Below are 24,752 nucleotides of genomic sequence, written 5' to 3' on the forward strand. Positions count from 1 at the left end.
CGAGGTGAGACGGGCTTCACGAGTGTCGGCGGCGGCCGGGACAGGGGTGAAGGCCGTCGCCGCGACGGCCAGCGCCGTGACCGCGCCGGTCAGCCGGAAGGCCGGGCCGTGCGGGCTCGGTATTCGGTCGCCGAAGGTGCGTGCGGCGAACGCATGGGCGTGCCGGACGAGCGCACGGGCATGCCGAAGGCGTGTCATCTGGGTCCCCCCGATCGGTGCTCTTCGATTACCGGGGGGTAGGCCGGCCGTCATGATCAACGGCCGACCCGAGGATGCCCAAGGTTCGATCTTGTAAACGCGGGGGACGGGCGGCCGCGCCGCCCGTCCCCCGGAAGATCACGACATACCGAGATGCTTGCGGGCGAAGTTCATCTCCGCGGCCATCTGCGTGATCCGCTCCTCGACGACGAGGGAGCCGTGCCCCGCGTCGTACCGGTACACCTCGTGCGGCAGGCCCAGGCCGGCGAGGCGGGCGAGGTAGTTGTCGATCTGCCGGATCGGGCAGCGCGGGTCGTTCTCCCCGGCCAGCACCAGCACCGGCGCCTTGACCGCCTCGACATAGGTGATCGGGGACGATGCGCGGTAGCGGTCCGGGACCTCGTCCGGCGAGCCGCCGAACAGCGAGCGGTCGAACGCCTGCAGGCCCTCCATCTCGTCCTCGTACGCGGCGACGTAGTCGGCGACGGGGACGGCGGCGACGGCGACGCTCCAGTCGTCCGGCTGCGTGCCGATGCCGAGCAGCGTGAGGAAGCCGCCCCACGAGCCGCCCGTCAGCACGAGCCGGGACGGGTCCGCGAGGCCCGACGCGACGGCCCAGTCGCGGACGGCCTTGATGTCCTCCAGTTCGGTGAGGCCGACACGGCCCTCGATGGCGTCCCGCCATTCCGAGCCGTATCCGGTGGAGCCCCGGTAGTTGACGCGGACGACCGCGAACCCGTGGTCGACCCAGGCGGCGGCGGTCGGCACGAACGAGTCGTCGTCCTGCGCGGTCGGCCCGCCGTGGACGTCGAACACGGTCGGGTACGGGCGGTCGCCGTCCGGCCTGCTGACCAGGGCGTGGATGCGGCCGCCGGGGCCGTCCACCCACACGTCCTCGACCGGGACGGACGGCGGCGCCGCCGGGCCGGGCGGGGTGAGCACGACCGCGCCCGACGTGGAGCGGATCACCGGCGGCTCGGCGGCGGACGACCACGAGAACTCGACCGTCCCGTCCGGCCGGACACCGGCCCCGCCGATCACCCCGCGCGGGGTGTCGATCCCGGTCAGGGACCCGTCGGTCAGGTCGTACCGGTACAGCTCGTCGCGCGCCTCGTGCGAGTGGGAGATCAGCAGCGCCGTCCCGTCCGGGTACCAGTCGGCGCCGATCTCGCCGGGCAGGTCGAGGACGATCTCCCGCTCGGTCCCGGCGACGGGGTCCCAGATGAGCATCTCGTCGCGGCCGCGCCGCTCGTGGTTGACGAGCAGCCGTGAATCGCCATCGACCGGGGCGAATCCGGCGCCGTAGACGCCCTTGCCCGGTCCGTCCCACAGGTCGGCGACCGTGGAGCCGTCGGGGCGCAGCACGCGCAGCGCCATGTGCCGGCTGTCGCCGTGCTCACTGTGGCCTATGGCGATGAGGGTCTCGTCACGGGAGAGGGCGGCGACGTGGGCGTCCTCTGCGTGGTGGTAGAGCACCTCTGGCTCCGCCCCAGGGCGGCAGAGGTGAATCGTGTTGCCCTGGTCGGTCGTCCGTCCGATGACGGCGAGACCACTGCGGCCCAGGGACAGCCCAGACGGATACGACGGCTCCAGCCCCGGAACGGCCGGCTCGCTCTCCATGCCCTCGCTTGAGAAGGGGAGGCGGTTCCATACGCCGAACTCGTCGCCGTCCGTGTCGGCGAACCACCACACCCATTCGCCGGACGGGTCGACGGTTCCCATCCACGTCCCGTTGGGACGATCCGTCATCTGGCGCTGCGCACCGGTCTCCCGGTCCCACGCGTAGATCTCCCACGTCCCGGTCACGTTCGACCGGTAGATGCTGCGGTTCGGGGCGTCACGCGCCCATCGGGGCAGGCTCATCCGGGCGGCCCGGAAACGCGCCTTCCAGCGCTCGTCGTCGACCATGCCCCCAGTATCCCGACCGCGCGGCCCGGACGGGCTCGGGCGCACGGGCTCAGAGCGGGCTCAGGGCGTGGTCAGGGCGTGGTCAGGCGGCCGAGGAGCTGGTCGATCGCGGCGCGGACCTGCCGGTCCATGGCCCGCGCGAACCCGGCCTCGACCGTGACCTGCGCGCCCGGACGCAGCCGGGCGAGGGTCTCGGTGAGCTCGCCGAGGTCCTGGTCGTCGATGCTCTGCACGACGTGCGTGGTGATCAGCCCGACGAACATGGCGGCCAGGTCGTCCATGCTGCGCTGGAGCTCCCGGCCGGCCGACAGCACCGCGTCCAGCGGCACCCCGGCCCGGACGAGCGTGACGGTCGCCTCCAGTTGGCGGCGGCTCCAGTGCGTGATGCGGTCGCCGTCGACCTCGATGTGGCCGAGCTCGATCGCCCGTGCGATGGACTCGGGGCCGATCTCGCCGGGGAACAGCGCGGCCGCCTCGTCCAGCGTCATGGTGACGGGGACCTCGTTCGACCACGGCGCCGTCACCGCCTTCTCGACGCCGAGGAGGGCCTCGATGTCGCGGCCCTGCTCCCACGCCGACAGCAGTTCCCGGATGCCCTCCAGGGTGTGCCCGCGCTCCAGCAGGTTCGCGATCATGCGGAGGCGGGCGAGGTGGTCCTCGGTGTAGAGGCCGATGCGCCCCTCGCGGCGGGGCGGCGGCAGCAGCTTGCGCTCCTGGTAGTAGCGCAGCGTCCGGACGGGGATGCCCGCCGCCGAGGCGAGCTCGCCGATCCGGTACTCGCGTCCGCCGTCCGCTGGACGGTCCTCCGTCGGCTCTTCGCTCACGGGCGTCAGCATAGTTCGCGGCCGGACCCGGTCAGCCCCCACCGCCCGCGGCGGCGGAACGGGACCGGCGCGGCGGGCGTCGGACCTGCGTCGTCGCCGCAGTTGACAGAAAGGCGCCTCATGTCGAAGACCCGTCCCGCCGCACTCGCGCTGGCCGCCCTGGTCGCCGCCTTCGGCCTGACCGCGTGCGGCCAGGACCGGTGGTGCGAGCACGACGCCACCGACACCAAGGTCAGCGACCGCTTCTGCAAGAACGGCACCACCGGGTACGAGTGGGAGACGGACGGCGGCCACAAGACGAACTACAAGAAGACGAAGAGCAAGACGTCCAAGACCAAGTCGCACCGCTGACGGTCACGGGGCCCGCCGGACGGTCCTGAGCCTGCGCTGCCGGCGCCGGGGCCTCTCGCTCCCGGACCGGACCCGGCCGGGCGGGGCCGCCGCCTCGGCGGCGAGGAGCTCGCGGAGCGACCGGGGAAGGATCTCCTCGCGTCGCTCGATGAACGGTGAACGCATCGGATTCTCCCTGTTCGTTTGTTCGGGAGGTCAGGCGGCCGTGCGGACGAAGGGGTAGGCGGCGGCCACGGTGTCGAGCGCCCAGCGCATCCGGGCGCGGTAGGTCTCCGGATGGTCGCCCGCCTCCTGCGCGACGCCGGCGAGGCAGGCGGAGCGGTCGCCGCCGCAGGCGCCGATCCGGTCGTCGATCGCCGCGCGGACCTGCTCGGCGGTGGGGCGGTCGGACTCCTGCAGCCTGCTGCAGAACAGGATCTCGGCCAGGTCGGAGGCGGTCATCGAGGTGAGGGTCGGCGTGTTCGACATCGTGTGCCTTCTTCCTGCGGAGGGGCCTCGTCCCCCTGCTGCCACATACGACTCTGCCCGCCGGGCGAAGTCATCGCCATAGGGGAAAACCCCTAATCACGGTGGAGTGATCCCCCGGCCGACCCGTTCTGCCGCGCGAACCCCTCCGCGAGCGCCGCCCGGAAGGCGCGCACGGCCGGATGCTCACCGCCGCCCTGGCGGGACGCGGTGGACAGCCGGCGCGTCCGCCGCTCCGCCGGCAGCCGGACGACCCGGACCGTCGGCGGACGCCCCGCCCACACCAGGCCGGGCAGCAGCGCGGCGGCATGGCCCCGCTCCACCAGCCGCAGGTGGAGCAGCAGGTCGGTGGACTCGAACCGGACGTCCGGATCGAACCCGGCCTCGCGGCACAGCCTCGTCGCCCACTGTCGGGACGCCGTCCCCACCGGCTCCATGACCCACGGGACGCGGGCCAAACCACGCAGGCCGGTGCCGGCCGCGCCGTCCGGGACCGCCAGCCCGATCTCGTCCTCGCCCAGTTCGGCGTACTCGACGCCCGCCGGGCGCGGCCCCGGCTCCCCCGGGTACTCCTCGGTGATGACGAGGTCGAAGTCCCGGGCGAGCAGGGCGGGCAGCGCGCTCTCCGGCTCCCGTTGGGTGATCTCGATCCGCAGCCGCGGGTGCGCGCCGCGGAGCAGGGTGAGGGCGTCCGGGACGAGCGCGAGCGCGGCGGTCTGGAACGCGGCGACCCGCAGCACGCCCGTGATGCCCTCCAGCGACGCGGCGAGGTCGGCCTCCGCGCGTTCGAGCCGCTCCAGCACCGCCTCGGTGTGTGCGACGAGGATCTCGGCCTGCGCGGTCAGCCGGACGCGGCGCCCGACCGGCTCCAGCAGCGGGACCCCGACCTCCCTCTCCAGCACGGACAGCTGCTGCGAGATCGACGAGGGGCTGTAGGAGAGGGCTTCGGCGACGGCGGCGAGCGTCCCGCGGTGCTTCAGCTCGCGCAGGAGGCGCAGCCGGTGGAGGTCGAGCATGCGCGGCGTCCATTCATCGGTTCTGCTGACGGTTATCGCTCGAAAACATTCGCTGGACCGACCATAGGACGCTACGGAAGCGTATCGTCCATGGTCAACGCCCCCGCCGCCTGGTTCAGCCGCCCCGCCGCCCGCGCCTGGACGGGCCCGCCCGCTCCCGCCGGCGTCGCCGCCTTCCACCGGACGCTCCCCGGATACGTCCCGACGCCGCTCGTGGAACTGCCGCCACTGGCCGCCGAGCTGGGCGTGCGGCGCGTCTTCGTGAAGGACGAGTCGTCGCGGCTCGGGCTTCCCGCCTTCAAGATCCTCGGCGCCTCGTGGGGGATCTACCGGGCGCTCTGCGACAGGTACGGCCTGTCGGCCGCCTCGCTGCCGCCGCCGGCCCGGCTGCGCGCCGCGCCGGGCCCGGTCCGGCTGGTCACGGCGACGGACGGCAACCACGGCCGCGCGGTCGCCGCGATGGCCCGCCTCCTCGGCCTGGCCGCCGACGTCTACGTCCCGTACGGCGTCCACCCCGCCGCCATGGCCGCGATCAAGGCGGAGGGCGCCGGACTGACCGAGGTCCCCGGGCCCTACGACGAAGCGGTGCGCCTCGCGGCGGACGTCGCGGCCTCCGACCCTGAGGCGCTCCTCGTCCAGGACACGTCCTGGCCCGGCTACGAACGCGTCCCCCAGTGGATCGTGGACGGCTACTCCACCCTCTTCACCGAAATCGACGAGCAGCTCACCGCGGTGGGCGCCGCCCCAGCGGGCCTGGTGGCCGTCCCAGTGGGGGTGGGTTCGCTGGCCCAGGCAGCCGTGGCCCACTACAGGTCAGGCCCGACCGCACCCACTGTGCTCTCCGTGGAACCCGATGCCGCTGCCTGCATCTTGGCGAGCCTCCACGAAGACGAGCCCGTGACCGTCGAGACGGGGTCGACCACTATGGCGGGCCTCAACTGCACCACCCCGTCCACTCTCGCCTGGCCCGTCCTACGCGCCGGTCTGGACGCGGCCGTTGCGATTACCGACGCGGAGTCGGCCCAAGCCGCGCACGATCTGGCCGACGCCGGCATCTCCGCAGGCCCTTGCGGCGCGGCCTCCCTGGCCGGCACCCGCACCGCCTTGTCCTACCGTCGCGCACTGGCCCCCGAGCACGGCGAGACGATCGTCCTCCTGAACACGGAAGGCCGGGCGGCCAACCCGTCCCTCCCCTGACCCGGCCGACCGCCGTCGGCCGGATCGTGCGGTGTGGAAAGATCTGGCCGCGCATCGGGTGCTCGTCCCGGTGTCGTGGCGCTGGAGCATTTGCGGCGTGCTCTGTCGTTGAGCGAGGTGGCTCGGCACGCGCGTATGAGCGTGCGGACGTTCCGTGCCGAGCGCGTCTGATTCTTCCAGTCCCGATTGTTAAGGTGAGCGCGAATGGGCGACGAGGACCGCGAGTACCGGGTCGAGGAGCTGGCGGACGCGGCGGGCATCCCGGTCCGGACGCTGCGCTACTACCAGGAGCGGCGGCTGCTGCCCGCGCCCCGGCGGCAGGGGAGGGTCGCCCTCTACAACGCCTCCCACCTCGGCCGGCTGCGGCTGATCGCCGAGCTGCTCGACCGCGGCCACCGGCTGGACGGCATCGAGGAGCTGATCGCCGCCGCCGACGAGGGCCGCGACGTCACCGAGCTGCTCGGCTACGAGTGGGCCGCCGCCACGCCCTGGGCCGACCGGGAGTCCGCCGAGATGAGCCTGGCGGAGCTGGCCGCGGTGTTCGACGGCCGGCTCACCCCGGAGATCCTCGCGGAGGCGGCCGAACTGGGGTATGTGGCGGTCGAGGGCGAGCGGGTCGTGATCAGCAGCCCGCGGCTGTTCGACGCGGCGGTCCAGCTGGCCCGCGCCGGGATCCCGCTGCGCTCGATCCTCGCGATGAGCTGGGAGCTGGAGGCCGCGTTCGACCGGATGGCGTTCGGGTTCGTCCAGCTGGTGCGGGGGCAGTTGCCCGACCGTCCCGCCGGCGACCCGTCCCCCGAGGAGCTGGACCGGCTGGCCGCGCTGGTCGGGCGGCTGCGGCCGCTCGCCAGGACGGTCGCCGACGAGCATTTCGCCCGCGCGATGGACCGCCGCCTCACCAAGGACATTTCGGAGATCAAGGAGCGAATCCGGCCTACGCGCCGGTAACATACCCCTACCGCATCCCCGCGGGATTGGTTACTCTCGGCCAACAATCCCAGTCTCAACTGGGAGCGAGTCGCGGAGGGGGCAGGCACGGTGGCAGGGACGAACGACGGCCGGGTGGCAGTGGTGACGGGCGCCGCCCGCGGACTCGGCGCGCTGCTCGCCCGCGGCCTCGCCGACCGGGGCATGAAGGTCGCGCTGCTCGGCCTGGAGCCCGCCGAGCTCGCCGAGACCGCCGCCGCCTGCGGCCGCGACGCCCGGCACTGGGAGGCCGACGTCACCGACGACGCCGCCCTCGCCCGGGTCGCCGCCGAGATCAAGGCCGTGTACGGGCGGATCGACATTGTGATCGCGAACGCGGGCATCGCCACCGGCGGCCCGGTCGAGTACTCCGACCCGCGCACGTTCAACCGCGTCATCGAGGTCAACCTGCTCGGCAGCGTCGCCACCGCCCGCGCGTTCCTGCCCGCGCTCCGCGAGAGCAAGGGCTACTTCTTCCAGGTCGCGTCGCTCGCCGCGCTGTGCTCGGCGCCGATGATGGCCGCGTACTGCGCCAGCAAGTCGGGCGTCGAGGCGTTCGCGCACAGCCTGCGCGCCGAGGTCGCCCACCACGGCGTCGGCGTCGGCATCGGCTACCTGAGCTGGACGGACACCGACATGGTCCGGGGCGCCGACCAGGACGCCGCGCTCGCGGAGATGCGGGCCAAGCTCCCGTTCCCGACCAACCGCACCTATCCGCTGGAACCGACGGTCGATCGGCTGGTGGCCGGCATCCTGCGCCGCCGCGCGCACGTGTACGGGCAGCGCTGGCTGCCGCTCCTGCAGGCCGTCCGCGGCTTCGTGCCCGCGACCGTGACCCGGCACGCGCGCCGGCACCTCGCCGACGCCGAGTCCCAGTGGCTCGCCGGCGGCGCGGACACCCGCCTGGTCGGCGCGGGCGGTGCCGCCAACGAGATCCGGAACGTCCCATGAAGCCCGACCTGTACCGGTTCCTGGCCGACCGCATCGACGAGATCGCCGCGGAGACGGCCGCCGAGATCGCCGCCCGCGTCCCCGCCTACGCGCACCTGCGCCCCGCCGAGATCGCCAACCTCGTCGCGGAGGCCATCGCCGTCTACTCCGGGGCGCGCGAGCCGCGCGCCGTGCTGCCGGTGTTCCGCGCGCTCGGCGCCGGCGAGGCGTGCGCCGGGCACGACGCCGGGCACTTCGAGTCGGCGCTGCGCACCGGCGCCCGCGTCCTCGTCCGCCGGACGGCCGGCGCCGCGGCCCGCCTCTACCCGCCGACGGCCGAGTTCATCGCGGTGATGGAGAACGCGTTCACGGCCGAGACCGAAATCGTCGGCGCCGCCATCGACGCGAACCGCCGCGCGGCCCGCCCCGCCGTAGCACGCCGCCTCCACCCCCTCCTCACCGAAAACTAACCCCGCAACACGTTGACCTGCGGCGTGTTGTTGTTATGAGCGCCTCCATAACAACAACACGCCGCAGATCAACGAAGTGGTGCTCAGCGCTGCTGGACGGCTCGCTCGTTCGGGACGCAGTGCGTCATCTTCAGGCCGGTGACGTCCCGGGGGCCGTTCTTGCCCAGGTTCGCGAGGCGCTGCCTGTCCTCGTCGGTGAGGGTCTGGCCGGGCAGCGGGTCCAGGTGCTCGACGTCGTCCGGCCCGATGCCGAGGCCCTCGCCGACGCGCAGCCCGAGGTCGTCCTCGACGAGCAGGAGATGCCACACCATCCGCTCCTGGACGTTACGCGCCGCCTGCGAGATGTTCTCGACGAAATTGCGGACGAGGTCGTCGCGCTCCCAGTCCTCCATGAGGCGGTACCGCTGGCCCGCCTGCTTGTAGTCGTTCGTCCGCGCGATGCGCATGCGCGTCAGCCGGCCGCGGATCTCCGGGCCCTGCTCGTCATGCGTCGGGTATTCGCCTTCCCGCAGCCCGCCCGTAATGGACGGCTCGTAGTTCACGTGCGGGTTCTCGCCGCAGGCGTCCACCTGATAGGCCATCTGGCCGTCGCGCTGATTCGTCCGCACATTCGCGCCCTTGGCGCGGTTGACGGGCAGTTGCAGGTAGTTCGCCCCGACGCGGTAGCGCTGGGTGTCGCTGTAGGAGAACGTCCGCCCGACGAGCATCTTGTCGTCGGAGAAGTCGAGGCCGTCGACCAGGACGCCGGTACCGAACGAGATCTGCTCGTTCTCGGCGAAGGTGTCGTCGACGTTCCGGTCGAGGACGATCCGGCCGACCGGCTTCGCGGGGAACTCGTTCTCCGGCCACACCTTGGTGTCGTCGAGCGGGTCGAAGTCGAGTTCCGGATGGTCGTGGTCGTCCATCATCTGGACGAGCAGTTCCCATTCCGGGAAGTCGCCGCGGTCGATGGCGTCCTTCAGGTCCTTCGACGCGTGCCCGAGGTCGTTGGCCTGCACGTTCGCCGCGTCCTCGCCGGTCATGCTCCGCACGCCCTGCTTCGGCATCCAGTGGTACTTGACGAGCTTCGTCTCGCCCGACTCGTTCACCCACTTGTAGGTGTTCACGCCGAAGCCCTGCTGATGCCGGTAGTCGGCCGGGATTCCCCGGGGGCTGAACAGGTTGACGAGCATGTGCATCGCCTCGGGCGTCTGCGACATGAAGTCGAAGATGCGCGCCGGCTCCTGCCGGAACGTCACCGGGTCCGGCTTGAGGGAGTGGATGACGTCGGGGAACTTGATGGCGTCCCGGATGAAGAAGACCGCCAGGTTGTTGCCGACGAGGTCCCAGTTGCCGTCCTCGGTGTAGAACTTGATGGCGAATCCGCGCGGGTCGCGCGCCGCTTCCGAGGAGTCCCGCCCGCCGATGACCGTGGAGAACCGCAGCGCGATCGGAGTGCGCTTCCCCTCGCTCTGGAACAGCTTGGCCCGGGTGTAGTTCGCGATGGGCTCGTCGCCCCATTTCCCATACGCCTCGAAGAACCCGTACGCCGTCACGCCACGCGCGTGGACGACCCTTTCCGGCACCCGCTCCCGGTCGAAGTGGCTGATCTTCTCCAGGAACTGGTAGTTCTCCAGCGTCGCCGGGCCACGCGACCCGACCGTCCGCTGGTTCTGGTTGTCGTACACCGGGTGGCCCTGCCGGTTAGTCAGCACCGAACGGTCGTCCCCCGGCTCCGGTCCCCTGCTCGCAACGTCCGTCACGACGCCTGCTCCTCTCCACGGGTTCGAGTGCGGCCCTACCCGAAACCCGGCAAGTAAACGGCCCGAAACAGGTAAACGCCCGGCGGTACGGAGGCGGGAGGCGTCACCTCTCCGGTTCGGGCACGGGGAGCCGCGCGACGACGGGGTCGGGGCTCGGAAGCCGGTCCCCGGCGCACTGCCGTCCGATCCGTGCGGCCAGGCCGGGCAGGAAGGGCGCGAGCTGCTCGGACAGGACCCGGCAGGCGAGGACGAGTTCCGCGAGGACGGCGTCGAGCCGCCCGTCCCCGCTCTTGGCCAGCTCCCAGGGGCGGACTCGGTTGACGTAGCGGTTCGCCTCGTCCGCGATCTCCCAGACGGCGGCGGTCGCCCGCCGGAAATCGAAGTCGCCGAGCGCGGCGCCGACGCGTCCTTCCACCTCCCCGCAGACCTCGGCCAGCTCGCCGGGTTCCTCGGCCGCCGGCACGAGCCCGCCCCGGTACCGGTGCACCATGGACACGACGCGGTTGACGAGGTTGCCGAGCCCGTTGGCCAGTTCGTCGTTCGCGCGTCGGACGAGCCGCTCGGCGGTGAAGTCGACGTCGCCGACGCGGGGCACTTCGCGCAGCAGCCACCACCGGACGGCGTCCGTCCCGTACGTGCCCGCCAGCTCCACCGGGTCGACGGTCACGCCGGCCGACTTGCTGATCTTCCGTCCGCCGGCGGTGAGGTAGCCGTGCACCAGCACCTCGTCCGGCAGCGGGAGCCCGGCGGAGAGCAGCATCGCGGGCCAGTACACGGCGTGGAAGCGCAGCACGCCCTTTCCGACGAGATGGACGCGGCGGCCGCCGCCCGTCCACCACTTCCGGAATTCCGCGCCGTCGTTTCCGTAGTCGAGCGCGGTGATGTAGTTGCCCAGCGCGTCCCACCAGACGTAGATGACCTGCCCGGGGTCGCCGGGCACGGGAATTCCCCAGCCGCGCGCCCGTTCGGACGACCGGGAAATGGAGAAGTCCTCCAGCCCGCCGGCGATGAACGAAAGGACTTCGTTGCGCCGTTCGGCGGGTTCGATCCGGAGCCGTCCCGTGCTGATGAGATCGTGGAGCCGGCCGGCGTAGCGCGACAGGCGGAAGAACCAGTTCTCTTCGGAGACGTGCTGCGGCGCCGTCCCGTGCTCGGGGCAGAGGCCCGCAGGTAGTTCCGCCTCGTCGTAGAACTGCTCGCATCCGACGCAGTACAGGCCCTCGTAATGGCGCCGGTACAGATCCCCGGCCGCGGCGCAGGCCCGCCACAACCGCTCCACGCCGGCCCGGTGCCGGGGGTCGCGGCTGGTCCGGATCACGTCGTCGACCGAGAGGGAAAGCGGCCCGGCCAGGCCGATGAACTCCTCGGCCCGCGCGTCCACGAACTCCTGCACGCCGATGCCGGCGGCCTGGGCGGCGAGGACGTTCTTCAAGGAATTGTCGTCGGTTCCGGCCTGGAACCTGACGTCGCCGTGGCGGCGCAGATGCCGGGCCAGTACGTCCGCCTGGACGAGTTCAAGCGCGAACCCGAGGTGCGGGCGCGCGTTGACGTAAGGGATCGTCGTCGTGAGGTAAACGCCCAAGGGAACCTCCAGAGGAAACCGGAGCCCCAAATGGAAAGAGGCCCCGCGAACAGGGCCTCGTGAAACGTCCAGCGTCAGCGGCCCCGCGAGCGGGGCATCATCTCCTGACCGGTGAACGTCCTCATGCGGTCAGGTTACCAGGCAGGGGCTTGGCGGCCGGGTTTGCCGTTGCGGGTCGTCGTGGTGAGGATGTGGCCGGTGATCCCCCTTTACACCACCGATACGGTTCCCATCGATGGCCATCCGCCGGTGACGCATGCGTGGCCCGTCTGGACGGTGGCGGCCGACATCGGGCAAGGGCTCGAAACGCTCGCCGTGTCCGCGGGCACACGCGGGGCGCACGCCGTCATCGGCCTGCGGGTGACGGCGTTCTCGACCACACCGCTGCTAGAGCGCTGCGTGCTGATGGGGACCGCCGTCGTGATGGGCCTTGATCCGGGCTCGGCGCCGGCTCAGTGAGGCCGTCTCCCCCGAAGGCGCGGGTCAGGCGTCGAGTGCGCTGGTGAGGTCGGTCAGGTAGCGGGAGACCGGGCCGAGGGTCAGGATGCCGCTGCCTGCACCGGCCAGTTCGGCGGCGGCCGGGGCCAGTTCGCCGTGGGCGCGTCGCATCGTCTCGTGGTCGTTGAGGGCCAGGGCTGCTGCGGCGGTCAGGCACCACAGGGCCTCGAAGAGGAGGTCGTGGGGTGGGTTCGGGGCCTTTCGCAGCGCGGCGGCGGCTTCGTGCGGGCGGTTGCGCGCGAGTAGCACCAGGGGGCGCGCCCATGGCTCATAAGGCCCCCAGTCGGTCGGCTCGGTCTGGGCGGGTTGCCGGTGTTGGACGCGGAGGGAGAGCAGCGCTAGCGGGAGCAGCCCGTCCTCCAGGCCCGGCATGCCCGAGCCCTGCATGCGGTCGGCCGCGCCCCGGTAGGCGGCCTCTGCTTCGGTCGGCGAGGCCCCGGACGAGGCCAGCCGCAACGCGCGATACCAGGCGGTGAACACCCCCACGAGCGGACGTTCGTGGCTTTCCGCCAGCCGCTCGGCGGCGGCCGCCTGCTCGTCGGCCCCGGCGAAGTCGGCGAGCGCGCTGCGCGCCTGCAACCGGATCAGGCGGCCGAGCACCTCGTAGCTCGCCAGATCGTGCCGGACGGACAGTTCGACCAGCTCAGCCCCGATCTCGTCCCGCCGGGGCGCCAGCCCGGCCCGCTCGGAGGACTGCATGAACACGCCGTTCAACGCGAACGCGAGCAGCGCCGGATCGTCCAGGCCGCGGGCGGTCGCCTCGGCCTCCCGGGCCGCCTCGCGGGCCCGCCGCGTCCCGGCGCCGCGCGACTCCACGGCGATCGTGGCGAGCAGCCGCGCCCGCGCGGCCTCGTGCCCGGCGGGGAGCGCGGCGAGGGTGCGCTCGGCCGCCGCCACGACCTGGACGGCCTGGTCGGGGTCGTCCGAGCGGGTCCAGATGGCCGGGACGTCGTACGCGCCGATCACGCGTGCGGTGAGTTCCGCGTCCCCGAGCTGCTCGGCGGCGGTGATCGCCGGCACGCGCTGCTCGCGGGCCGCCTCCAGGCCCCCGCCGCCGGACACCGCGAGGTTGCGCAGGATGCCGACCGTCGACTCCAGACGGGACCGCGCTCCCGCCGACACCGTCCGGTCGTAGGCTTCGGCCGCTCGCGCCCAGAGCTGCGACGTCGCGTCCAGGTGTTCGGCTTGGCGGAGGATGTCCTCCTCTAGGCGACGCAACTCAGGCCCTGGGTCGACCCCAAGTTGCTCTACGAGGAGTGCTCGTGCGCGGCGAATCACTGCGAGCGCGTCGCCTTGGCGGCCGGTGCGGTAGAGGGCGAGCGCGAGCAGGCGCCACGCGTCCTCGCGCCACGGATGCTCGGCGACGTGCGCGTCCAGATCCGGAACCGCGTCGGCGGCGAGGCCGAGTGCCAGCCTCGCCTCGGCTCGGCGCTCGATCGCCCGCAGCCGCAGCTCCGCCAGCCGGGACCGTTCGGCGCGGGCCCAGGGCTCGTCGGCGAACTCGGCGTAGGCGGGGCCGCGCCACTGGGCGAGCGCCTCGTCCAGCGTGGCGAGCAGCTCGGACGGCGGGGCGGCTGCGGCGACGGCCTGCTCGAAACGCCAGGCGTCCACTTCGTCCGGGCCGGGGCGCAGCGCGTACCCGGGCCCTTCGGTGACCAGGAGCCGGGACGGTGTCCGGGGCGGACGATCGGGCTCCAGGACGCGCCGCAGCGCCGCCACGAACGTGCGCACCGCGCCGATGCCGTCCGAGGGCGGGTCCATCCACAGGTCGTCCACCAGCAGCGAGACGGGGACGACCCGTCTGCGCGCGATGATCAGCCGGGCCAGGACGGCGCGGTGCCGCGGCCCCTTCAGAGCGATCGCGTTCCCGGAGCCGTCCCAGGCCGTCACCGGCCCCAATACGCCGAACAGGACGTCCACGACCGCCACCGTATAGCGATGCTCATCGGATGCTCATTCGCGCGGGGCAGCCTTGGGGACATGCCAACCATCACTGGATTCGAATACAAGCGCGTCCCTGTCGCCGACGGTGTCTCCCTCAACGTGGCCGTCGGAGGATCGGGCTCACCGATCGTCCTGCTGCACGGCTTCCCGCAGACGCACCTGATGTGGCGGCACGTCGCCGAGGACCTCGCCGCCGACCACACCGTCATCTGCCCGGACCTCCGTGGATACGGGGCCAGCGACAAGCCGGACGGTGACTACTCCAAGCGGGTCATGGCCGCCGACATCGTCGCCCTGGCGCGCGCGCTGGGCCACGAGAGGTTCGCCCTAGCCGGACACGACCGCGGCGCCCTCGTCGCCTTCCGCGCGGGCCTAGACCACCCCGACGTCATCACCCACCTGGCCTGCCTGGACGTCCTGCCCACCCTGGACATGTGGGACGTCATGCACGGCGCCACCGCCGCCGTGGGCTTCCACCTGTACCTGATGGCGCAGCCGCCCGGCCTGCCCGAGCAGATGATCGCCGGTGCCTCGGACGCGTTCTTCGGCCACTTCCTCGACCTGTGGGCGAACGACCCGTCCGCGATCCCCGCCGACGTCCGCGCCGAGTACCTGTCGGCGTGCCGCGAGGCGATCCCGTCGATCGTCGCCGACTACCGCGCGTCCGCCGGGATCGACGTCGAGCACGACACCGTCGACCGCGACGCCGGCAACCGGCTGCGGATGCCCGTCAGCGTCCTGCAGCAGGACTGGGGCGCCGCACTCGGCTACGACGCCGTCGCGCTCTGGGGCGCCTGGGCGTCCGACCTCGACCACAGCACCGTGACCTGCGGCCACTTCATGGCCGAGGAGGCCCCCGCCGAGATCGCCACGTCCCTCCGCACCCTCCTGACCCGCTAGGGCACGCGGCCGATCGCGCCGTAGGCCGTCATCGGCAAGCGGGGCGGGTCGTGGTCGACGTAGACGACGCCCGCCCCGGGATCGAGGCGCTGCGCGGTCTCGTGCACGTTCTCCCGCGCCACGTCCGCCATCTCCGGCGCGACGTCCAGGACGAACTGCGCGGCCGTCCGGTCGGCGTCGTAGTTGTGCCGACCGGTGTCGATCTCGTCCGGGAGCCTGGACTGGGCGGCCACGTCCGTGATCACGGCACGCCCGCGCCAGTCGTTCGATCTACCAGGGAGGCCCGCCCTGGGTGGCCGCCCATACCCACACGTAGAGGATGAACGCGGTCCCCAGCAGTCCGAGCAGCAGCTCCCAGTTGAGCGGTGCACTGTGTCCACGTTTACGGGCCATGGTCGTCGTCCGTTCGGCTCGTCCGGCGTTCTCGTCGTCTCGTCATGTAGCCGGACGATCCGCCCCTAACCTCAGCGAACGGCAAACAGCGGGGCGTTACTGGAAGTAGTCATCGAACCCGGTCGCCAGCGATTCGGCCATGCGCTGCCGGAACGCGGCGCTCGACATCTTCGCCGCGTCCCCTGGGTTGCCCATGTTGCCGCACTCGATGAACGCGGCCGGCACCGTGGACAGGTTCAGCCCGCCGAGGTCGTCGCGCTGGTCGAAGCCGTCCTTGCCGATGTAGGTGGCGAAGGGCATGCCGGTCCCGGCGTGGTAGGCGTCGCGGATCGCCAGGCCGAGATGACGCGATTGCTCCACGATGCCCTTGTTCTCGCCCACGGGCAGCGGCACGATGACGTGGAACCCGTGCCCGGACGCCGGGGCGCCGTCGGCGTGGATCGACAGCGCCGCGTCCGCGCGCGCCCGGTTGGCGATCGCCGCGCGCTCCGTGATGCACGGCCCGACACCGCTGTCGTTCTCGCGGGTCAACGTGACCTTGGCGCCCTGACTCCTCAGCACCTTCGCGAGACGGTTCGCGACATCCCAGGTGAACGCGTGCTCGCTGTAACCGCTGGGCGTACTGGTGCCGGTCGTGTTGCACGGCTTGTGACCGTTCCCGACGAAGACCTGCTTGTTGATCACCTCGGGATGGGACGCGTTGCCGCCGTTGTGACCGGGATCCAGCACGATCACCTTCCCCTTGACCGCGGACGCGCTCGTGGTGCCGGACTCCCCGGCCGTTGGCGTCCCACTCCCGCCGCCCCCGTTGCCGCCATTGTCAGACGACCCGCCGCCGCACGCGGCCAGCAGACCAAGGCACAGCACCGCCATCCCGGTCACCAGAGCACTCACAAGACCCCGCACGACACCGCCTCCCCCCGAAGACATCGTCAATGTGCACCCAGAGTAAGTATGCAAACACGACACCAGGCGGGACGCCCTCTGGGGTGCGTCCCGCCCGGTGCGCCGGCGGGGGGTCAGCTCTTTGTGAACCGGGCGATCGCGCCGAGCGTCACCGCGTCCGTGAGGTAGCCGAGGTGGGTCTGGCAGGCCACGTAGTGGTTGTTCGCGCCGCTCAGGCGGGTGCTGGTGTAGGGGATGATGATGCCGTCGCAGGGCGAGTACCAGGTCGCGTACTGCGTGTTCCCGGGCGTCTCGTCGCCCGCGGAGATCTGCAGGATGAAGGACGAGCCGGGGAGCATCTGGCGGCACGTCTCGAAGATGGTGCACGCGGCCGCGTACGTCGTCCCGTGGTTGGCGCCGGCGATGGACGCCAGGTGGGCCACGTTGCCGTTGCCGTTCAGGACCTTGAGGTAGTACTGGCTGACCAGCCCGCCCATGGAGTGGTTGACGATGTCGACCTGGGACGCGCCCGTCCGCGACTTCACCTGGTTCACGTACGAGGCGAGACCGGCGGCGTTCTGCCTGTTGTCGCCGTAGGAGTTGTACTCGTACGCGAACAGCTGGTCACTGCTGTAACCGGCCGCGCGGAACACGGACATGGCCGTGACCCAGTTGGACGCGCTGCCGGTGTAGCCGTGCACGAAGACGACGGGGCGGGGGCCGGCGGCGCTGGCCGGTGCCGCGAGGCCGAGCCCGAGTGTCGCCACCGCCGCGCAGAGCGCGACGAGCGATCCGAGGATCCGTTTCATGATGCCTCCAGGGGGTGGGGGTGAGCCATCGCCCTGAACTGTGACCCCCCGGGTGCGGGTGCGCATCGGCGAAATCACCAGCCTCGCGCCGTCTCGCTCGTCGAGGGGGGAACCGGCTTCGGACGGTGTCGGCCTCGAACTGGGCATGAGTGCGGAGCGCGATTGCTTGATTACAGTTTGCTCGGGTGGGCATAGCTGAGTGGCATGGAGAGAACGTCCGGGCGGCGGCCGGGCCTATCTGCTGCCGGCTGCGGCGCGACCACGGATCGGGAGGCGCCGCATGGGGAGCGAGGACGCGCCGGTCAGGCCCCGCGTGCGCCGGGTGCTGCGCTGGTGGCCGCCGCTGTTCGCCCTCTGGATGCTGTTCGTGGGCGACTGGTCGTGGCAGATCGGAGTGTGGGGTGCGGCCATGGCGATGGTCGCCGCGGTGAGCGCCGACCTCGTCGCCGCCGTGGGCCTGCTCGATGCCCGAGGGCGGTGGGGCTGGGCCCGCGAGCTCGGCTCGGCCGCGGTCGCGCTGATCGTCGACTTCGGGATCCTCGTCCACGCCTTAGTGACGTTGATCGCCGCCCGGCGGCGCGAGGCGGGCGTCTTCCTGGAGGACACGAGCGCGTCCGGCACGGGACCTCTCCCGGCGGGCCGGCGGGCGTGGGTGGAGCTGGTGGCGGGCTGGTCCCCGAACTGCTACGTCATCGACATCTCGCCCGATTCCGGACGGCGGATGATCCACGACCTGCGGCCGCGGCGGCAGTCGGAGCGTCCCTCATGACCCGGCCGCTGTTCCTGGTCGCCGCCGTCGTCCTGCTCACCGGGTGGCTTCCGCTGCTCGTCGTCGGTCTGCGCGCCCAGGCGATCGACGGGGTGGCCGCGCTCCAGGCGGCGGGGACGCAGGCGACGCTGGTGCTGGTCTGCCTGTGCGTCGGGCTGCAGCAGTCGTCCTTTTCGTCCCTCGCCCTCGTCACCGCCGTCTGGATGGTCGTCAGCGGACTGATCTTCGCCCGCTTCCTGGACCGGCTGCAGTGACCGCCGCCGAGCTGGCCGCGCAGGTGCTGCTCTGGACCGGAGTGGCCGCCCAACTCGTGTGCTGCGTCGGCGTGTGGTGGATGCGGGACGTCTTCGACCGGCTGCACTACACCGCCGCGTCCACCGCCGTCGGACCGGCGCTCATCGGCACGTCGGTGGTGGTGACCGGCGGGGCCGGGGCGGTGTCCGGGACGGTCGAGGTGGTCACGGCGTGCGCGGTGATCATGCTGCTCAGTCCCGTGGTCACCCACGCGGTCGGACGGGCGGCGCGGCGCATGCTGCACAACGACATCGGGCCGGGCCCCGAAGAGGTGGCCGACTCGTGACGGCGACGACGCTGACGACCGTCCTGCAGGCGATGGCGCTCACGCTCGTCGGCGTCCTCGCGGTGGGGACGGTCCTGGTGCGCGACCCGCTGCGCCAGGTCGTCGTCTTCAGCCTGTTCGGCCTGTCGCTCGTCATCGCGTTCGCGACGCTGATGGCCCCTGATGTGGCGATCGCCGAGGTCGCGGTGTCGTCGATCGGCGTTCCGATGGTGCTGCTGCCGGTCATCTACCTCACCCATGGCGGGGGCAAGGGGTGAGCGTCCGGTGGAGACGGGTGCTGGTGCTGCCTCCGCTGGCGGCCATCCTGGGCGTTCTCATATGGGGATATATGGGGCTGCCCGGGTTCGGGTCCCGGATCGGCGAGTACGGCAACCTCATCAACGAGCACGCCCAGGCCCAGCGGCACATCACCAACTACGTGACCGCCGTGATGTTCGACTACCGCGGTCTGGACACGCTGATCGAGGAGTTCATCCTCTTCACGGCCGTGATGGGGCTCGTCCTGCTGCTGCGGTCGGGACGGGACGTCGCCGAGCAGCGTCCGCGCGACATCGTGACCAGCGACGCCGTCCGCACGGTCGGCAGCCTGCTGTCGCCTGTTCTGCTGCTGTTCGGCCTGTGGGTGATCACCTTCGGGTACATCACGCCCGGCGGGGGGTTCCAGGGCGGCGTCATCGCGTCAGGGGGTGCGCTGATGCTGTGGGTGGCCGGGAGTTACCGGCATTTCCGGCGGCTGTCCGCGTCCACCTTGCTGGACGCGTCCGAGGGGCTGGGCGCCGCCGCGTACGTGGCCGTCGGGTTCATCGGCCTGACCGCCGGCGCCGCGTTCCTGACGAACACCCTGCCGCTGGGGTCGGCGGGGACGCTCGCCTCCGGCGGCACGATCGCGGCTCTGAACTGGGCTGCGGGCATCGAGGTCACGGCGGCGTTCGTCCTGATCTACCACGAGTTCATCGAGGAGTACATCAAGACGTTCCCCGGTGTGAAGGGGGAGCGGTGACCTATTACCCGTACGTGGTGGCCGGTGTGCTGTTCGTCGCCGGGTTGTACGGGGTGGCGACCAGCCGCAGTTATGTGCATCTGGGGGTGTGCCTGAACATCATCCAGTCGTCCACGTATCTGTTGCTGCTTGCGGTCGGTTTTCGGCGTGGTTCGTCGCCGCCGGTTACTCAGGGGATGACGCCTGGTACGCCGCTGACCGATCCGGTCGTGCAGGCTCTTACGCTCACCGACATCGTGGTCAGCGTTGTCGTGCTGGCCCTCGTCCTGTCGCTGGCGCTGCAGGCCCACCGTCACGCGGGGACGGTGGACCCGGAGCAGATGCGCCCCACCCGCGGATGACCCGCGTGATGCGCGTGATGCGCGTGATGCGCGTGATGCGCGTGACTCGCGGATGAACGAACTCGTCCCGCTGGTAGTCGCGCTGCCGCTGATCTGCGCCGCCCTGCTGGCCGCCGTGGGCACCCACTTGCCGCGGCTTGTCCCGGACGTTCTCGCCATAGCCTGCGCCGCGGCCGTGGCCGGTATGACGTTGACGCTCACCCTTCACTCGGGCGACCGCACGATCGTGTACTGGTTCGGGGACTGGAAGCCGGTTGCGGACGGCTTCCCGTGGGGGATCGGGTTCGTCGTCGACCCGTTCGCCGCTGCGGAGGCGACGCTGGCCGCCGTCGCCGTCCTGGCCGCCCTGGTGTTCTCGTGGGGGCATTTCGAGAGCATCCGGCATCTGTTCTACTCGCTGATGCTGGCCTTTCTGGCGGGCATGGTGGGGTTCGTCCTTTCCGGTGATCTGTTCAACATCTTCGTGTTCTTGGAGTTGATGAGCGTCGCCGCTTACGCGTTGAGCGGCTACCACGTGACCCGCCCGGAAGTCCTGCAGGGCGCCCTGGACTTCGCGGTGCTGAACACCATCGGAACGCTGACGCTGCTGATGGGCATAGCCGTTCTGTACGGCCGTACGGGCAATCTGAACCTGGTGGGGATAGGTACCGTTCTGGCACGTGACCACCCCTCCGGCCTGATGGTGCTGGCGCTCACCCTCATCACCGTGGGGTTCCTGGTCAAGGCCGGGACGGCGCCGTTCCACTTCTGGCTGACTGATGCCTATGGTGTGGCGACAGCTCCTGCGGCGGCCATCTTCACGGCGGTCATGAGCGACCTGGCGTTCGACGTCTATTCGCGTGTACACGCCACCGTCTTCGCTCCCACTCTGGGGGGCGATGACGCCGTGCGGCACGCTCTCTTGGCCTTGGCGGTACTGAGTGCGGTCATCGGTGCCGTGATGTGCTTCCTGGAAGCCGATATGAAACGCCAGTTGGCGTTCATGACGGTCAGCAATGGCGGCGTGGTCCTGGCGGGCATAGCGACCCAGACCGCCACCGGGCTGGCCGGGTCGATCATGTACATCATCGCCGCTGGTCTGCTGCGAGGTGCCCTGATGCTGTGTCTGGGCATGCTGATCGTCCGCTTGGGCTCCGCTGACGAGATGGTTCTGCACGGCAGGGGCAGAACCGGCCACCCGGTGCTGGCCTTCCTGCTGACACTATGTGCGCTTGGTGTGGCTGCCCCGCCTGGCTTCGGGCCTTTCCTGTCGCTGAGTATGGTCTACGACGGTCTAACGACCAGCGGCTACGCCTGGGCGGCGCCGGTCTTGGCTGTATGCGTTGCCATCAGTGCTGCCGCGCCACTCCGCGCGGTAGCGCGCATCTTCCTGGGCTGGGGCCCCGCTCACGACCCGACCCTGACGAGCCAGGAAACGAAGCCGCGTCATTTCCCCGACGGCCACCACCGGCTATGGCCTTTGACTGCGCCCTTGGTTCTAGCCCTGATCGGCTACTTGTTGTCCTTGGCGCCCGACCTGCCTGGTCACGCGATAAAGGCGGCCGCCGAACTACACGACCACGCAGCCCACGCTCGCCTGGTAACTGAAGGCCTCGCCCCGCCCGCAACGCCGCTTCCCGAACACGCCATCCCTCTGCGCGACTGGCTCTACGGGGTAGTCTCGTTCGCAGGCGCCTTTCTGGTCGCCGCAATCGGCCTATGGTGGCAGCGTCTGTCTGTAGGCGTCCAGAAGCCAATACGCGCCTGCGTCCGTCCGCCCATAATCGCCGTGAAGACCATTCACAGCGGCAGCATCGGCGACTACACGACCTGGCTGATCGTGGCGACCGCAGCCCTGGCCTTGGCTTGGACGGTCACACTCTGAGTGCTGGTCGGCAGTGCCGCGGCGGGCATGCCGGCCGGGCACTGCCGCACACCACTCCGATCAGCGGTAGTCGTTCTCCTTGAGTTCGATCACCCACGCACGGCGCTCGGCGATCTTCCCGTCCCGCATGACGAACACCTCCGCCATGGACATGCGCATCTCGCCGCCGGCCGCGCGCTTCACCGTCCCGGTCATTTCCGCCATGATGACGTCGCCCTGCTCCACCATGCGCACCACCTCCAGATGCGGAGGGTTGACGAACTCGGGCGGCCCGTCGATGGCCTTGTCGTAGGCGTCCTTGCCGGTCAGGTGGAAGCCGCCGAAGACCGTCCACTCGATGTCGTCCGTCAGGCAGGACAGGATCTGCGCGTGATCGTTCTTCCGGAAGCCGTCCAGGTACCTGGTGACGGTCTCGACGTTCCGTGACATGTCCGCTCCTTCGCTTCGGGTGTGGTCGACGGGCCGCCGCCCTCCAGGTCGACAGCCCCTCCCGAATAGATCGGAGCGCCCGGCACGTTCTCGACATCACTCCCGGAAGCAATCAGTACCCGGTTCCTGAGCCATGTCTGACTCCGCTGGCTCGCAGAACGTCCTCGTCCCGCAGCCGCCTCAACGTCCACCCTTCGCCCGCTTGTAGTGGCGGGCGGCTTTCGCGCGGTTGCCGCAGACGGCCATCGAGCACCACCGACGGGTGCCGCTCTTGGTCGTGTCGTAGAAGTGCAGCACGCAGTCGGGGTGCGCGCACGGCTTCACGCGTCCCGGAGCGTCGGCCGTGAGCCGCAGATAGTCGGCGGCGGCCAGCCAGGACGGCAGCCACGCGGGATCATCGGTCCGCGGATGCTCCTCCAACCCGTGATCCCCGAGCCGGTAGTGCAACGCCCCGCGTTCGAGGACCCGGTTGAACGCGTCGACCGTCTCAGAGGACCGAGACCGGCCCTGCTCCAGAAGCGCCAGCAGAATCTCGCGCGTCTCGATGGTGGCGGCGAGCGTCGTGCGATCGGCAACAGCCCGGTCGTCCAACCCCGCCGAGCGCAGCCAAACGGCCAGCCCGTCGACCGAATCGAGCAGGTCGTGACGGACGCGCTCCTCGATCCACCGCGTGTTGAGCAGGTCCAGGCACAGCGGCTCGCCGACCAGCGGACGGGGGTCCGCTGCGTCCTGCTGCCGAGATCGGTGCTCCTGCTGCACACCCACGATTCTATCCAGCAATCGCCACTTAGCCGGTTGACGATCGTCATCCTAACTGTCTATCTTCAGATAGCCAGTTAGATCATGGACCGAGCTCGGGCGAGACAGCCCGAGGGTTAGCGAGGTGCGTCATGGAGACGTCCGCCATCAAGGCCCTGCAGACGGGCCACGTCGGGTTGAACGTGACCGACCTGGACCGGTCGCTGCCCTTCTACCAGCGTGTCTTCGGGCTCGAGGTGCAGGCCGAGGGCAAGGAGCCCGACCGCCGCTGGGCCTTCCTCGGACGGGACGGAAAGCTCGTGCTGACCCTCTGGCAGCAGAGCGACACCGCGTTCGCGACCCGCTCCGCCGGCCTGCACCACCTGTCGTTCCAGGTCGAGACGATCGACGAGGTGAAGTCCGCCGAGGAGGTGCTGCGCGAACTGGGCGCCGAGTTCGCCCACGACGGCGTCGTCCCGCACGGCGAGGGCGTCTCGTCCGGCGGCATCTTCTTCACCGACCCCGACGGGACGCGCCTGGAGATCTACGCACCCACCGGCGCCGACACCGCCCCCGCGCCCAGCGGAGCCGCTCCGACCTGCGGTTTCTTCTAACCTCTCCCGGAAGGAGGCCGCTGTGGCGGTCGACGTCTACCACGAAGGCGAACGAGCCGCCCAGCGGCGCGCCGGCCTGCTCGACCAGGGCGGACTCTCCGGACGCGCCATCCGCACGGAGATCCCGGAGGTGGCGCAGAAATTCCTCGTACAGCAGCCGATGGTGGTGCTCGGAGCCGCCGACGCGGCCGGACGAATGTGGGCCACACTACTCACCGGCCGTCCCGGCTTCCTGTATGCCGAAGACACCCGCACCGTAACCATCGAAGCCGTAACCGGCCCCGATGACCCCTTGCACGACCGGCTGACCACACCCGCCCCCGTCGGGATGCTCGCCATCGAACCGTCCCGCCACCGCCGAATGCGCATGAACGGACGAGCCGTCCCGACCGACAACGGACTCCACGTCAAGCTAGACCAGGTGTACTCGAACTGCCCCAAGTACATCCAGAAGCGCGAGTACCACTGGGAACCGGCGACCACCCCAGGCCGCCCCCACCATTCCCGCACCCTCACCAGCGACCAGCAGCGCTGGATCACCAACGCCGACACATTCTTCATCGCAACGTCCGACCGCGAAGGCAACGCCGACGCCTCCCACCGCGGCGGCAACCCAGGATTCATCCAGGTGGTGTCGCCCTCGGTCCTACGCTGGCCCGACTACGTCGGCAACGCCATGTTCAACACCCTGGGCAACCTAGAGGTGAACCCCCAGGCCGGCCTCCTGTTCCCCGACTGGCAGACAGGCGCCCTCCTACACCTAACCGGCACAGCCCAAACCAACTGGACCCCAGCAAACGCCGCCACCACCCCCGGCGCCGAACGCCTAGTCGATTTCACCATCACCGAAATCACCGAAATCCCCACAGCCGTCCCCCTCCGCTGGAGCACCCCCACCCCCTCCCGCTTCAACCCACCCGTCCTCCAGCCAGATAACACATGAGCTCGGGCCTTGGACCGCGTGCCGACCGGCGCGGTCGGCATCCCAGCGGACGACCAGTGCCGTCCACAGATCTCCCAGCTCAGGTGAACTCTCATACCCGTTCCGGAGGCGCACCTCTCCAATGGAAGAAGGGATCGGGGCCGCCCAGGGCTGCCGCGTGCCTCCCCTCGTCCACCTGATAGGACGTTGCCCGTCAGCGGCCGGCGGGATGAGCACAGCGCACACGCCCGGACGCGATCGCATCTCGCGGAAAGGACAGGCCGAAGGCCCGTTCCAACCCGGCGAAGAACACCAAAATGCCATCCGCCTGGTCGGTTTCTCATCAGCGCGGCGGAATACGGGTTGAGAAAGGCCAGCGGCGCGCGTCGGCAGGTCGGGCACCGCACAGGCGACCGG

30 protein-coding genes are annotated in these 24,752 nt (G+C 70.7%); 16 read left to right on the forward strand and 14 right to left on the reverse strand.

Translation table 11 applies throughout. The features are described from left to right. Positions 1 to 336: 336 nt before the first annotated feature. Together ABFX46_RS09830 and ABFX46_RS09835 are read right to left on the reverse strand one after the other, a co-directional pair. Positions 337 to 2,106, reverse strand: a complete 1,770-nt coding sequence (locus ABFX46_RS09830) for a S9 family peptidase (RefSeq protein WP_346041170.1) — start codon at positions 2,104 to 2,106, stop codon at positions 337 to 339. Between the two features lie 71 nt (positions 2,107 to 2,177). Further along, complete coding sequence (locus ABFX46_RS09835) at positions 2,178 to 2,930, reverse strand: MerR family transcriptional regulator (RefSeq protein ID WP_346041172.1); 753 nt, start codon at positions 2,928 to 2,930, stop codon at positions 2,178 to 2,180. 120 nt (positions 2,931 to 3,050) lie between these two features. On the opposite strand from ABFX46_RS09835, the gene ABFX46_RS09840 reads away from it, so the two are divergent. Next, entirely contained in the window at positions 3,051 to 3,281 is a 231-nt protein-coding gene (locus tag ABFX46_RS09840; protein ID WP_346041174.1) for a hypothetical protein, read from the forward strand. Positions 3,282 to 3,284: 3 nt separating this feature from the next. Here ABFX46_RS09840 and ABFX46_RS09845 read toward each other — a convergent pair whose 3' ends face one another. From ABFX46_RS09845 to ABFX46_RS09855, 3 genes are all read right to left on the reverse strand, one after another. After that, entirely contained in the window at positions 3,285 to 3,446 is a 162-nt protein-coding gene (locus ABFX46_RS09845) for a hypothetical protein (protein ID WP_346041176.1), read from the reverse strand. A gap of 30 nt (positions 3,447 to 3,476) precedes the next feature. Continuing rightward, entirely contained in the window at positions 3,477 to 3,749 is a 273-nt protein-coding gene (locus ABFX46_RS09850; RefSeq protein WP_346041178.1) for a hypothetical protein, read from the reverse strand. Between the two features lie 92 nt (positions 3,750 to 3,841). Next, positions 3,842 to 4,762, reverse strand: coding sequence for a LysR family transcriptional regulator (locus ABFX46_RS09855; RefSeq protein ID WP_346041180.1), 921 nt, complete (start codon positions 4,760 to 4,762; stop codon positions 3,842 to 3,844). A gap of 90 nt (positions 4,763 to 4,852) precedes the next feature. On the opposite strand from ABFX46_RS09855, the gene ABFX46_RS09860 reads away from it, so the two are divergent. The 4 genes from ABFX46_RS09860 to ABFX46_RS09875 all read left to right on the forward strand — a co-directional run bounded on the left by ABFX46_RS09860 (position 4,853) and on the right by ABFX46_RS09875 (position 8,325). Then, entirely contained in the window at positions 4,853 to 5,959 is a 1,107-nt protein-coding gene (locus tag ABFX46_RS09860) for a diaminopropionate ammonia-lyase (RefSeq protein ID WP_346041181.1), read from the forward strand. Between the two features lie 204 nt (positions 5,960 to 6,163). Then, positions 6,164 to 6,907 carry a MerR family transcriptional regulator gene (locus tag ABFX46_RS09865; protein WP_163062151.1) on the forward strand — a complete coding sequence of 248 codons (744 nt, stop codon included), beginning with the start codon at positions 6,164 to 6,166 and terminating at the stop codon, positions 6,905 to 6,907. A 90-nt stretch (positions 6,908 to 6,997) separates the two neighbouring features. Further along, the gene (locus tag ABFX46_RS09870) at positions 6,998 to 7,876 is read left to right on the forward strand and encodes an SDR family oxidoreductase (protein WP_346041183.1); all 879 of its coding nucleotides are present in this window, start codon (positions 6,998 to 7,000) and stop codon (positions 7,874 to 7,876) included. After that, positions 7,873 to 8,325: a PucR-like N-terminal domain-containing protein gene (locus tag ABFX46_RS09875; RefSeq protein ID WP_346041185.1), complete on the forward strand. Its 453-nt coding sequence runs from the start codon at positions 7,873 to 7,875 to the stop codon at positions 8,323 to 8,325. The genes ABFX46_RS09870 and ABFX46_RS09875 overlap by 4 nt, the downstream gene beginning before the upstream one ends. An 83-nt stretch (positions 8,326 to 8,408) precedes the next feature. Here the strand turns inward: ABFX46_RS09875 and ABFX46_RS09880 are convergent, their stop codons facing one another. Further along, positions 8,409 to 10,067 carry a catalase gene (locus ABFX46_RS09880; protein WP_346041187.1) on the reverse strand — a complete coding sequence of 553 codons (1,659 nt, stop codon included), beginning with the start codon at positions 10,065 to 10,067 and terminating at the stop codon, positions 8,409 to 8,411. A gap of 103 nt (positions 10,068 to 10,170) precedes the next feature. After that, positions 10,171 to 11,649, reverse strand: a complete 1,479-nt coding sequence (metG, locus tag ABFX46_RS09885) for a methionine--tRNA ligase (protein ID WP_346041189.1) — start codon at positions 11,647 to 11,649, stop codon at positions 10,171 to 10,173. Positions 11,650 to 11,847: 198 nt separating this feature from the next. Between metG and ABFX46_RS09890 the strand changes: the two genes are divergently transcribed. Next, on the forward strand, positions 11,848 to 12,108 hold the full coding sequence (locus ABFX46_RS09890) for a hypothetical protein (RefSeq protein WP_346041191.1): 261 nt from the start codon (positions 11,848 to 11,850) through the stop codon (positions 12,106 to 12,108). A 24-nt stretch (positions 12,109 to 12,132) separates the two neighbouring features. Here ABFX46_RS09890 and ABFX46_RS09895 read toward each other — a convergent pair whose 3' ends face one another. Next, a complete protein-coding gene (locus tag ABFX46_RS09895; RefSeq protein WP_346041193.1) occupies positions 12,133 to 14,067 on the reverse strand; it encodes an AfsR/SARP family transcriptional regulator in 1,935 nt (644 codons plus the stop codon). Positions 14,068 to 14,127: 60 nt separating this feature from the next. On the opposite strand from ABFX46_RS09895, the gene ABFX46_RS09900 reads away from it, so the two are divergent. Further along, complete coding sequence (locus tag ABFX46_RS09900) at positions 14,128 to 14,991, forward strand: alpha/beta fold hydrolase (protein WP_346041195.1); 864 nt, start codon at positions 14,128 to 14,130, stop codon at positions 14,989 to 14,991. Here the strand turns inward: ABFX46_RS09900 and ABFX46_RS09905 are convergent. The 4 genes from ABFX46_RS09905 to ABFX46_RS09920 form a co-directional block, all read right to left on the reverse strand. Further along, positions 14,988 to 15,236 (reverse strand): class I SAM-dependent methyltransferase, encoded by a 249-nt coding sequence (locus ABFX46_RS09905; protein WP_346041197.1) that lies wholly within the window; start codon positions 15,234 to 15,236, stop codon positions 14,988 to 14,990. The genes ABFX46_RS09900 and ABFX46_RS09905 overlap by 4 nt on opposite strands. A gap of 25 nt (positions 15,237 to 15,261) precedes the next feature. Next, positions 15,262 to 15,384: a hypothetical protein gene (locus tag ABFX46_RS09910; protein WP_346041199.1), complete on the reverse strand. Its 123-nt coding sequence runs from the start codon at positions 15,382 to 15,384 to the stop codon at positions 15,262 to 15,264. A 96-nt stretch (positions 15,385 to 15,480) separates the two neighbouring features. Beyond that, entirely contained in the window at positions 15,481 to 16,290 is an 810-nt protein-coding gene (locus ABFX46_RS09915; protein ID WP_346041201.1) for an N-acetylmuramoyl-L-alanine amidase, read from the reverse strand. A gap of 113 nt (positions 16,291 to 16,403) precedes the next feature. Further along, positions 16,404 to 17,078 carry an esterase/lipase family protein gene (locus ABFX46_RS09920; RefSeq protein WP_346041203.1) on the reverse strand — a complete coding sequence of 225 codons (675 nt, stop codon included), beginning with the start codon at positions 17,076 to 17,078 and terminating at the stop codon, positions 16,404 to 16,406. A 280-nt stretch (positions 17,079 to 17,358) separates the two neighbouring features. Between ABFX46_RS09920 and ABFX46_RS09925 the strand changes: the two genes are divergently transcribed. Genes ABFX46_RS09925 through ABFX46_RS09955 form a run of 7 tightly spaced genes read left to right on the forward strand, consistent with a single transcriptional unit; the run spans position 17,359 to position 21,632 of the window. Further along, entirely contained in the window at positions 17,359 to 17,847 is a 489-nt protein-coding gene (locus tag ABFX46_RS09925; protein WP_346041205.1) for a hypothetical protein, read from the forward strand. Continuing rightward, complete coding sequence (locus tag ABFX46_RS09930; protein ID WP_346041207.1) at positions 17,844 to 18,101, forward strand: monovalent cation/H+ antiporter complex subunit F; 258 nt, start codon at positions 17,844 to 17,846, stop codon at positions 18,099 to 18,101. The genes ABFX46_RS09925 and ABFX46_RS09930 overlap by 4 nt, the downstream gene beginning before the upstream one ends. Continuing rightward, positions 18,098 to 18,427 (forward strand): monovalent cation/H(+) antiporter subunit G, encoded by a 330-nt coding sequence (locus ABFX46_RS09935; RefSeq protein WP_346041209.1) that lies wholly within the window; start codon positions 18,098 to 18,100, stop codon positions 18,425 to 18,427. The genes ABFX46_RS09930 and ABFX46_RS09935 overlap by 4 nt, the downstream gene beginning before the upstream one ends. After that, entirely contained in the window at positions 18,424 to 18,684 is a 261-nt protein-coding gene (locus ABFX46_RS09940) for a Na(+)/H(+) antiporter subunit B (protein ID WP_346041211.1), read from the forward strand. Before ABFX46_RS09935 ends, ABFX46_RS09940 begins: the two co-directional genes overlap by 4 nt. A 17-nt stretch (positions 18,685 to 18,701) precedes the next feature. Next, positions 18,702 to 19,427, forward strand: a complete 726-nt coding sequence (locus tag ABFX46_RS09945) for an MnhB domain-containing protein (RefSeq protein WP_346041213.1) — start codon at positions 18,702 to 18,704, stop codon at positions 19,425 to 19,427. Next, complete coding sequence (locus ABFX46_RS09950; protein WP_131935996.1) at positions 19,424 to 19,768, forward strand: sodium:proton antiporter; 345 nt, start codon at positions 19,424 to 19,426, stop codon at positions 19,766 to 19,768. Before ABFX46_RS09945 ends, ABFX46_RS09950 begins: the two co-directional genes overlap by 4 nt. 52 nt (positions 19,769 to 19,820) lie before the next feature. Further along, entirely contained in the window at positions 19,821 to 21,632 is a 1,812-nt protein-coding gene (locus tag ABFX46_RS09955) for a complex I subunit 5 family protein (RefSeq protein WP_346041215.1), read from the forward strand. Between the two features lie 60 nt (positions 21,633 to 21,692). On the opposite strand, the gene ABFX46_RS09960 is transcribed toward ABFX46_RS09955, so the two are convergent. After that, positions 21,693 to 22,061, reverse strand: a complete 369-nt coding sequence (locus ABFX46_RS09960) for a nuclear transport factor 2 family protein (RefSeq protein WP_346041217.1) — start codon at positions 22,059 to 22,061, stop codon at positions 21,693 to 21,695. Positions 22,062 to 22,241: 180 nt separating this feature from the next. Further along, the gene (locus ABFX46_RS09965) at positions 22,242 to 22,820 is read right to left on the reverse strand and encodes a CGNR zinc finger domain-containing protein (protein WP_346041219.1); all 579 of its coding nucleotides are present in this window, start codon (positions 22,818 to 22,820) and stop codon (positions 22,242 to 22,244) included. A gap of 131 nt (positions 22,821 to 22,951) precedes the next feature. Between ABFX46_RS09965 and ABFX46_RS09970 the strand changes: the two genes are divergently transcribed. Together ABFX46_RS09970 and ABFX46_RS09975 are read left to right on the forward strand one after the other, a co-directional pair. Beyond that, on the forward strand, positions 22,952 to 23,413 hold the full coding sequence (locus ABFX46_RS09970) for a VOC family protein (RefSeq protein WP_346041221.1): 462 nt from the start codon (positions 22,952 to 22,954) through the stop codon (positions 23,411 to 23,413). A gap of 22 nt (positions 23,414 to 23,435) precedes the next feature. Further along, on the forward strand, positions 23,436 to 24,356 hold the full coding sequence (locus tag ABFX46_RS09975; RefSeq protein WP_346041222.1) for a pyridoxamine 5'-phosphate oxidase family protein: 921 nt from the start codon (positions 23,436 to 23,438) through the stop codon (positions 24,354 to 24,356). The last annotated feature ends 396 nt before the right edge of the window (positions 24,357 to 24,752 follow it).

Origin of the sequence: Actinomadura chokoriensis, from assembly GCF_039529475.1 — a bacterium.
Classification (GTDB): domain Bacteria; phylum Actinomycetota; class Actinomycetes; order Streptosporangiales; family Streptosporangiaceae; genus Spirillospora; species Spirillospora bangladeshensis.

Excerpts from the sequence above, each read along its gene's own strand:
- ABFX46_RS09920 (WP_346041203.1), bottom strand. The coding sequence starts at position 17,078 with ATGAAACGGATCCTCGGATCGCTCGTCGCGCTCTGCGCGGCGGTGGCG.
- ABFX46_RS09860 (WP_346041181.1), top strand. The coding sequence starts at position 4,853 with ATGGTCAACGCCCCCGCCGCCTGGTTCAGCCGCCCCGCCGCCCGCGCC.
- ABFX46_RS09925 (WP_346041205.1), top strand. The coding sequence starts at position 17,359 with ATGGGGAGCGAGGACGCGCCGGTCAGGCCCCGCGTGCGCCGGGTGCTG.
- ABFX46_RS09840 (WP_346041174.1), top strand. The coding sequence starts at position 3,051 with ATGTCGAAGACCCGTCCCGCCGCACTCGCGCTGGCCGCCCTGGTCGCC.
- ABFX46_RS09955 (WP_346041215.1), top strand. The coding sequence starts at position 19,821 with ATGAACGAACTCGTCCCGCTGGTAGTCGCGCTGCCGCTGATCTGCGCC.
- ABFX46_RS09875 (WP_346041185.1), top strand. The coding sequence starts at position 7,873 with ATGAAGCCCGACCTGTACCGGTTCCTGGCCGACCGCATCGACGAGATC.
- ABFX46_RS09855 (WP_346041180.1), bottom strand. The coding sequence starts at position 4,762 with ATGCTCGACCTCCACCGGCTGCGCCTCCTGCGCGAGCTGAAGCACCGC.
- ABFX46_RS09970 (WP_346041221.1), top strand. The coding sequence starts at position 22,952 with ATGGAGACGTCCGCCATCAAGGCCCTGCAGACGGGCCACGTCGGGTTG.
- ABFX46_RS09900 (WP_346041195.1), top strand. The coding sequence starts at position 14,128 with ATGCCAACCATCACTGGATTCGAATACAAGCGCGTCCCTGTCGCCGAC.
- ABFX46_RS09830 (WP_346041170.1), bottom strand. The coding sequence starts at position 2,106 with ATGGTCGACGACGAGCGCTGGAAGGCGCGTTTCCGGGCCGCCCGGATG.
- ABFX46_RS09845 (WP_346041176.1), bottom strand. The coding sequence starts at position 3,446 with ATGCGTTCACCGTTCATCGAGCGACGCGAGGAGATCCTTCCCCGGTCG.
- ABFX46_RS09910 (WP_346041199.1), bottom strand. The coding sequence starts at position 15,384 with ATGGCCCGTAAACGTGGACACAGTGCACCGCTCAACTGGGAGCTGCTG.
- ABFX46_RS09960 (WP_346041217.1), bottom strand. The coding sequence starts at position 22,061 with ATGTCACGGAACGTCGAGACCGTCACCAGGTACCTGGACGGCTTCCGG.
- ABFX46_RS09850 (WP_346041178.1), bottom strand. The coding sequence starts at position 3,749 with ATGTCGAACACGCCGACCCTCACCTCGATGACCGCCTCCGACCTGGCC.
- ABFX46_RS09930 (WP_346041207.1), top strand. The coding sequence starts at position 17,844 with ATGACCCGGCCGCTGTTCCTGGTCGCCGCCGTCGTCCTGCTCACCGGG.
- ABFX46_RS09865 (WP_163062151.1), top strand. The coding sequence starts at position 6,164 with ATGGGCGACGAGGACCGCGAGTACCGGGTCGAGGAGCTGGCGGACGCG.